Here is a 7,781-nt window from a genome sequence, read left to right as displayed (position 1 = left end):
TACGCAGCAACCTGGGCACCGCGCAGACTTATCTCGACAAGCTTCGCCAGCTGGCCTCCGGGGTCAAGGCGCTGCCGGGTGGCGAAGCGATCCTGGCGGAGACCGATACCGACTTCACACTTGAAGATTTTGCCGAGCTGCTGCGCGACAGCATCGATGGCATCGACCGGGTAGCCCGCATCGTCAATGATCTCAAAGGTTTTTCCCACGTAGACCAACCGGAGGAGGACGTCGTCGATGTCAACGGCCTGCTCAGCACGGCGTGCAGAATGGCCGAAAAGCAACTGCCTCCTGGCGCTGCACTGATCTGCGAGCTGGGCGTTCTGAAACCGCTCCTTTGTCTGCCCGGACATCTGGCGCAAGCGTTCCTGGCGGTACTCACCAACGCCGTGCAGGCGATAGAAAAGAAGGGGGCGGATGGCGAGCTGCGGGTCTGCAGCCGCTCCGATGGCCAGCAGACGGTCATCGCAGTGCGGGACAATGGCGTCGGCATCGAAGCACAGGTCCTGTCAAGGGTCTTCGACCCGTTCTTCACCACCCGGCCGGTGGGCAAGGGAACAGGCCTGGGGCTGACGGTGGCGCGCGATATCGTGCGCGCCCATGGCGGTGAGATCGAGTTCGACAGCACCCCCGGGCTTGGCACCACGGTCACAGTGAGCCTGCCCGAATGACGACGAGCACAGCACGCGCCAGCAAGCGAAAGGCGCATCCGCTCGCCGACCCGCTGCTGCAGGTCGCGCTGGTCTGGGTAAGCGCCTTCCTCGTCGGTTGGCCACTGATCCAGATTGCCGGGGCACGCGGCGTGATTGCCATGTTTCTCTACGTCTTTGTGATCTGGGGCGTGCTGGTCGGCCTCATCTTTGCCGTTTCCCGAAGCCTGCGTCGCAGCCTGCCTCCAGCGGCGAGCGGCGAAGAGCCCGAGGACGAGCGATGATTACCCAGCACGGCAGCTTTTCGCCACTCTGGCTGCTGGCAGCGATCGTCGCCTACGTCGCCACTCTCCTCGCCGCTGGCGGCTGGGCCGAGCGCCGGGCAGCGCAGGATCGCCGGATGGTCGGCCAGGGTTGGCTCTACGCCCTTTCGCTGACCGTCTACTGCACCTCATGGACCTATTTCGGCAGCGTCGGCAGCGCGGCCAACAGCGGCATGCTCTACGCCACCATCTATCTCGGCCCGACGCTGGTCATGCTGGGATCGTGGGTAGTGGTGCGACGCATGATCCGCCTGCGCCACCGTTACCGCTTGTCCAGCGTGGTTGACCTGATCACGCAGCGTTACGGCCATTCGGTGAGCATGGGCGCTTTCATCACGCTGGTGCTGCTGATCGGCATGGTGCCCTATATCGGCCTGCAACTGCGGGCCTTGGTGGAATCCTTCGCTGTGCTCACCGGCGTCGAGCACGAGCATCTCGCTGTCTGGCAGTACGCCGACGAAATGATCGTCGTGCTGGTGATCTTGCTCACCTGCGCCTTCGGACTCCGGCGAGTCGATTCGCTGGAACATCAGCACGGGCTGATAGCGGTGCTGGCCGTCGAATCGATGATCAAGCTGGTGGCCTTCATCGCTGTCGGCGTGTTTGTCACCTGGGGCCTGTTCGATGGCTTGACCGACCTTCTGGCGCGCCTGGCCGCCGACCCCGCGCTACAGCAGCGCTTTGTCGACACACCTCTGGCGGGCAACAGCTATGTGACCTGGATGACCTACCTGGTCATGTCGATGGCAGCCATCATCTTCCTGCCGCGGATGTTTCACGTGATGATCGTCGGCAATCAGGACGAGCGCCATCTGATGACCGCGATGTGGGTCTTTCCGCTCTACCTGCTGCTGATGTCCTTCTTCGTGCTGCCCATCGCGGTCGGCGGTCTGCTCCTCGGCTATCCACTCGGCGAGGCTGACTGGTTCGTGATTCGACTGCCCTTCGACCGCGGCGGCCCGGCCCTGACCCTGCTGGCGTTTCTCGGCGGATTCTCCGCGGCCCTCGGCATGGTGATGGTCGCCTGCACGACGATGGCCGTGATGTTCTCCAACCACATCGTCCTGCCACTGATCGACCGTGGCCTGATCGGCGAACATCTGCGCGGCGGCCTGCTGCCGATCCGCTGGCTGTTGGTCGCTCTCATGCTCACCGCAGCGCAGCTCTTTCAGCAAGGCCTGGAGGACAGCTACCTGCTGATCCAGATGGGCCTGATCTCGTTTGCCGCGCTGCTGCAGTTCGTTCCCGCCGGAATTGGCGGCCTCTACTGGACCGGCGGCAACAAGCGTGGCGCCTGGTGGGGGCTGGCGCTGGGCTGGGCAACCTGGGCTTACACCCTGCTCTTGCCCGCCGTCGTACGCAGCGGCTTTGGCGATACGCAATGGCTGACTTCCGGACCCTGGGCGATCGAATTCCTGCGGCCGCAAGCACTGTTCGGCCTCGATCTGGGGTCGCCGTACGCCAACACCGCTTTTTGGTCGCTGCTGTTCAACGTCTCCGGCTACGTCGTCGGCTCGCTGCTCGGCCAGCAGGACAGCGACGAAGCGGCGATAGCGCACGCCTTCAGGGCGCCGTTCGACAAACCGCAGAGACGCGAAAGCGACAGTGCCGGCAAGCTGCGCATCGCTTGCGCGACGGTGCGCGAGCAGATCGACAACCTGTTTTCGCGCTATCTGCCGAGACAGGAAGCGACGCTGGCCATCGAGCGGGTGCAGCAGGGTGCGTTTGCCGAGGGAGAGACCAGCCTTTCCGGAGCAGCCTATCTCGAACTGACTGCCCGGGCAGAGCGGACCCTGGCAGGTGCGATCGGCGCGGCCATGGCGCGCAAGGCGGCCAGCGAAACCCTGCGCCTCAGCGACCGCGAAACCGCAGCGCTGCAGGCCACCCTGGCCAGCCAGGTCGCCGATCTGCAGATCACGCCGCAACAGCTGCGCGAGCAGGTCGACTACTTCCGCTCGCTGCAAACGATGAGCGACACGCACGGGCAAGCGATGGAAGAGAAGATTGCCGCGCTCGAGGAAGCGGTCCGGGCGCGCGATCTGGCCGATGCGAGCCGCCGCGAGAGCGAACAACGCTTCCGCTCGCTGGCCGACAGCGCACCAGTGATGATCTGGATGACCAGCAGCACCCATGGCGAGTGCTACTACAACCGCGCCTGGGTGGCGTTTGCCGGGAGATCGGCCGGCGAAGCGGCGCGCGAGGAGTGGACCCAGGGCATTCACCGCGACCAGCGAGCCGACGCGCTGACCCTGATCGAAATGGTGAAAGCGCAGAAAAGCGGCATCGAGCAGGTCTTCCGTTTCCGCCGGGTCGACGGCGAGTATCGCCATCTCCGGGTGCACATCCTGCCGCGTCACGGCGTCGATGGCACTTTCCTCGGCATCGTCGGTTCGGCGGTCGACATCTCCGACTTACTTGCCGCCGAGCAGACCCTGCGGCGCAGCAACGAAGAACTCGAGGCGCTGGTCGGCGAGCGCACCCGGGAATTGCAGCAATCCTACGCCGACCTGCAGGAACGGGAACACACCATTCGCACCATCACCGACTCGGCCCAGGATGCGGTGGTGATGGTCGACGACGCCGGTCTGGTGTCGTACTGGAACCCGGCGGCCGAGCGCATCTTTGGCTGGACGAGTGCCGAAGCCCTGGGCCAGCGGCTCTCCGATTTTCTCTTGCCCGGCCGCTTTCGTGCCGCGCACCTGGCCGCCTACGAGCGTTTCCAGCAGGGTACGCCGGGCAGCATGCTCGGCGGAACAGCCGAGATGGTGGCGCTGAATCGCGCCGGTGACGAGATCCCGGTTGATTTGTCCTTGTCATCGACCGTGCTAAGGGGCAAGCTCCACGCCATCGGCCTGCTACGCGACATTACCGAGCGCAGACTGGCTGCCGATGCCCTGCTTCTGGAAAAAGCGTGGTCAGAAGAGGTCGTCCGCCTGGCACCGAGCTTCATCATCGGTCTTGGCCGATCGGGCGAGATCATCCTGTTCAACGACCACGCCGAGCGATTGACCGGTTATGCGCCCGATGAAGTGATCGGCCAGCGCTGGGTCGACGTCTTCGCCACGCCCGAGGGCCGGGACGAGGATAGCACCGCCATCGACCATGCCCTGCAGACCGGCGAGGCGATCCAGCACCAGCCGGAGAACTCGATCGTCATCCGCGACGGATCGCGACGCCTGGTAAGCTGGAGCTCGCAGGTCATGCGCGAGAACGGCGAAGTCAAGATGCTCCTTTCCTTCGGCGTCGACGTAACCGAGAGCCGGCGTGCGGCAAGGGAGTTGGAAGACAACTACGCCGAGCTGAAGTTGCTCAACCAGCGTCTCGAAGAAGCGCAGAATCAGCTGCTGCAATCGGAGAAGATGGCGTCGATCGGCCAACTGGCGGCCGGTGTGGCACACGAGATCAACAACCCGATCGGCTTCGTCAGCTCCAATCTGCAAACGCTCAAGACCTACAGCGAACAAATGCTGCAAATGATCGTCGCGTATCAGGCCGCCGAGCCGACGATCGGGGATGTCGACACCCTGGCCAGGATCGCCGACCTGAAGGAGACACTGGACCTCGAGTTTATGCAGCAGGATCTGCCAGCCCTGCTCAAGGAAAGCGAGGACGGCCTGCACCGGGTGAAGAAGATAGTCGTGGACCTGAAGGACTTCTCGCACGTCAGCGAAGCGGAGTGGCAGCATGCCGATCTCAACGCCGGCCTGGATTCCACCCTCAACGTCGTATGGAACGAGGTCAAATACAAGGCGCGGGTCGACAAACACTACGGCACGATTCCTCCGGTCGAGTGCCTGGCGGCGCAGCTCAATCAGGTGTTCATGAACCTGATCGTCAACGCCGCGCACGCCATTGATGACCGCAAGGGGATGGGAACGATCACCCTGTCGACCGGCCATCAGGACGACTGGGTGTGGGTTGAAGTCAAGGACACCGGTCGCGGCATGACCGAGGAAGTACAGCGGCGAGTGTTCGAACCGTTCTTCACCACCAAGCCGGTGGGTAAGGGAACAGGACTGGGCATGTCCCTTTCCTATAACATCGTGCACAAGCACAATGGTCGCATCGAGCTCAGTTCGACGCCGGGACAGGGCACTCGATTCAAGCTCTGGGTGCCGGTCGAGCACCGCGACCCTGAGGTAACGGTCATGACATGTCGAGATACCCCAGATCATGAAAGTCATGACCGTCCCCCTCTTCCCCGGCCCTTCTCCCGCGCTGGGGAGAAGGGAGATTCGTGAGTCGCGTACGCGACTTTCACATTAATCACATGATCCAGGGAGGATGAGATGTCGGTTTCGGTTCTGGTTGTTGACGATTCGCCGATGGCGCGCAAGATGCTGATTCGCGCGCTGCCACCGGATTGGGACATCACCGTCACACAAGCCGCGAATGGCATCGAAGCCTTGTCGGCCTACCGGCAAGGCGGACTCGACGTGATCTTTCTCGATCTGAACATGCCCGACATGGACGGCTACCAGGTGCTCGAAGCACTTCGTCGCGAGGACCTCAACTGTCTGGTGATTGTCGTTTCGGCGGATATCCAGGACGCGGCGCAGGCGCGCGTCCGTTCGATGGGCGCCATCGCCTTCATCAAGAAGCCGGTAGATCCCGTCCGGGTCAAAGCCGTGCTCAAGGAATATGGGCTGGTCGTATGAGCATGGAAATTATCAGCAGCGACCAGCGCGACGCCCTGCAGGAGATTGCAAACATCGGCATGGGACAGGCTGGCGCGTCGATTGCCCAGGTGCTCGGTACCTTCGTCGAACTCTCGGTGCCGCAGATCAGCGCCGTGGACGCCGCCGAGATTCCGGCGGCGCTGGCGGCGCTGGCGGGCGACGGCGTCGCCTCGGCAGTGCGCCAGGCTTTCCTCGGCGAATTGCGTGGCGAGGCGATCGTCATCTTTGCCGAGCATTCGGCAAGCGACCTCGCCGAGCTGCTTTCCTACGGCGACGCACTCGATGCTCCGGCCAGCCGCGAGCTGTTGCTCGATATCAGCAACGTGCTGGTGGGCGCCTGCCTCGGCGGCATTGCCGAGCTGCTGCGCGCCGAGATCGGTTTTTCGGCGCCGTCGCTGCTCGCCGACCAGGTCGCGACCAGCAAACTGTTGCAGGCGGACGCCATTGCCGCGCGCTGCGCGCTGCTGGTGGAAGTGCGCTTCGGGCTGGAGAAGCGCGCCTTCCGCTGCCATCTGGTGATGCTGATGCCGGAAGACGCGATCGCCGCCCTGCGGCTGGCCCTTGACCGCTTCATCGAGGAGCTCTGAGTGAACTCACCAGCCCCCTCCGCCGAGTCGGTCGCCCTGCTTCAGTCCCTGGTCGAGCGCATCGACGTCGGCATCTTCGCCGTCGATCGTTCCGGCAGCGTGGCGCTCTGGAACCGCTTCATGGCGGTCCACAGCGGCAAATCGAGCGCCGCGATGCTGGGACAGAACCTCTTCGTCATGTTTCCCGAGTTACCGCGCCCCTGGCTGGAGAAGAAGCTGGAAAGCGTCTTTGTTCTCGGCCACAACGCCTTCACCTTGTGGGAACTCCGCCCCTACCTGTTTCGCTTCCCCCACAACCGGCCGATTACCGGCGGCATGGAGTCGATGCGCCAGAACGTCACCTTCCTGCCGCTGCGCCTCTCCGGCGGTGAGGTGTCGCTGGTTTGCGGCACCGTCTTCGATTACACCGACACCGCGATGGCACAGCTTGGTCTGCACGACGCCATTGCCGCCCTGAACCAGGAGAAGGACGCGCAGCGGCAACTGATCGCGAAACTCGAAACCGCGCAGAACCAGCTTCTGCAATCGGAGAAGATGGCGTCGATCGGCCAGCTGGCGGCGGGTATCGCACACGAAATCAACAACCCGGTCGGTTTCGTCAATTCCAACCTGCAGACACTGAAGAAATACTGCGCGCAGATGTTGAAACTGATCGCCGCCTACCAACCGGCTGAAGCGCGGATCGACGACCCGGAGATTCTGGCCGAGATCAGGAAAATCAAGCGGGCACTGGACCTCGACTTCCTGCAGGAAGACCTGCCGGATCTGATCAAGGAAAGCGAGGACGGCCTGTTCCGGATCAAGAAGATCGTCGAGGACCTGAAAGACTTCTCGCACGTCGATGAGGCGGACTGGCAGCACGCCGATCTCAACGCCGGCCTGGATTCCACCCTCAACGTGGTGTGGAACGAAGTCAAGTACAAAGCCACCGTCGACAAGAACTACGGTCAACTACCGCCGGTCGAGTGCCTGGCCGCGCAACTCAATCAGGTGTTCATGAACCTGATCGTAAACGCCGTCCAGTCACTTGATGAAAGCCGGGGCATGGGCACCATCACCCTGTCCACCGGACACCAGGATGACATGGTCTGGGTCGAGGTCAAGGACACCGGGCAGGGCATGAGCGAGGATGTCCAGAAGCGGATTTTCGAGCCCTTCTTCACCACCAAGCCGGTTGGCAAGGGAACCGGACTCGGCATGTCGGTATCCTACAATATCGTACAGAAGCACCACGGGCGTATCGAACTCACTTCGGTCGTTGGAGAGGGTACACGCTTCAGGATCTGGTTGCCGGTCAAGCAGGGTGAACCAGCAGCGCAGTAACACCGAAGCGTCAGAAAACCAGGAACAGCCAATGCCTTGCCTTGCCAAGGCAAGGCAAGCCAGCGATCGCACCCCGACAGGAGCGCCATATGAGGCTCCGGAAAGAGCAACATGACGATCGACAAGTCCGCCACGGATCAAAGCCCGCCGGAAGCAGCTGCGGCGGGGCGGCGCCCCCCCCCCCCCCCCCCCCCCCCCCCCCCCCCCCCCCCCCCCCCC

Annotated in this window: 6 protein-coding genes; all 6 read left to right on the top strand. The window is 63.2% G+C overall.

Translation table 11 applies throughout. The annotated features are described in order from the left end of the window. The coding region (locus tag RUW20_RS11715; RefSeq protein ID WP_313952402.1) for an ATP-binding protein at nucleotides 1–671 on the top strand (671 nt) is incomplete at its 5' end. After that, nucleotides 668–934 carry a hypothetical protein gene (locus RUW20_RS11710; RefSeq protein WP_313952401.1) on the top strand — a complete coding sequence of 89 codons (267 nt, stop codon included), beginning with the start codon at nucleotides 668–670 and terminating at the stop codon, nucleotides 932–934. The genes RUW20_RS11715 and RUW20_RS11710, both read left to right, overlap by 4 nt. Then, nucleotides 931–5,214, top strand: coding sequence for a PAS domain S-box protein (locus tag RUW20_RS11705; protein ID WP_313952400.1), 4,284 nt, complete (start codon nucleotides 931–933; stop codon nucleotides 5,212–5,214). The genes RUW20_RS11710 and RUW20_RS11705 overlap by 4 nt, the downstream gene beginning before the upstream one ends. 48 nt (nucleotides 5,215–5,262) lie before the next feature. After that, nucleotides 5,263–5,631, top strand: a complete 369-nt coding sequence (locus RUW20_RS11700) for a response regulator (protein ID WP_313952399.1) — start codon at nucleotides 5,263–5,265, stop codon at nucleotides 5,629–5,631. After that, nucleotides 5,628–6,239 carry a chemotaxis protein CheC gene (locus RUW20_RS11695; RefSeq protein ID WP_313952398.1) on the top strand — a complete coding sequence of 204 codons (612 nt, stop codon included), beginning with the start codon at nucleotides 5,628–5,630 and terminating at the stop codon, nucleotides 6,237–6,239. Before RUW20_RS11700 ends, RUW20_RS11695 begins: the two co-directional genes overlap by 4 nt. Next, entirely contained in the window at nucleotides 6,240–7,562 is a 1,323-nt protein-coding gene (locus tag RUW20_RS11690; protein WP_313952397.1) for an ATP-binding protein, read from the top strand. Nucleotides 7,563–7,781: the final 219 nt, after the last annotated feature.

This window comes from Accumulibacter sp. (genome assembly GCF_032229525.1).
Classification (GTDB): Bacteria; Pseudomonadota; Gammaproteobacteria; order Burkholderiales; family Rhodocyclaceae; genus Accumulibacter.
Note: the sequence above shows the minus strand (reverse complement) of the source record. Positions and strands in the feature narration are given on the sequence as shown.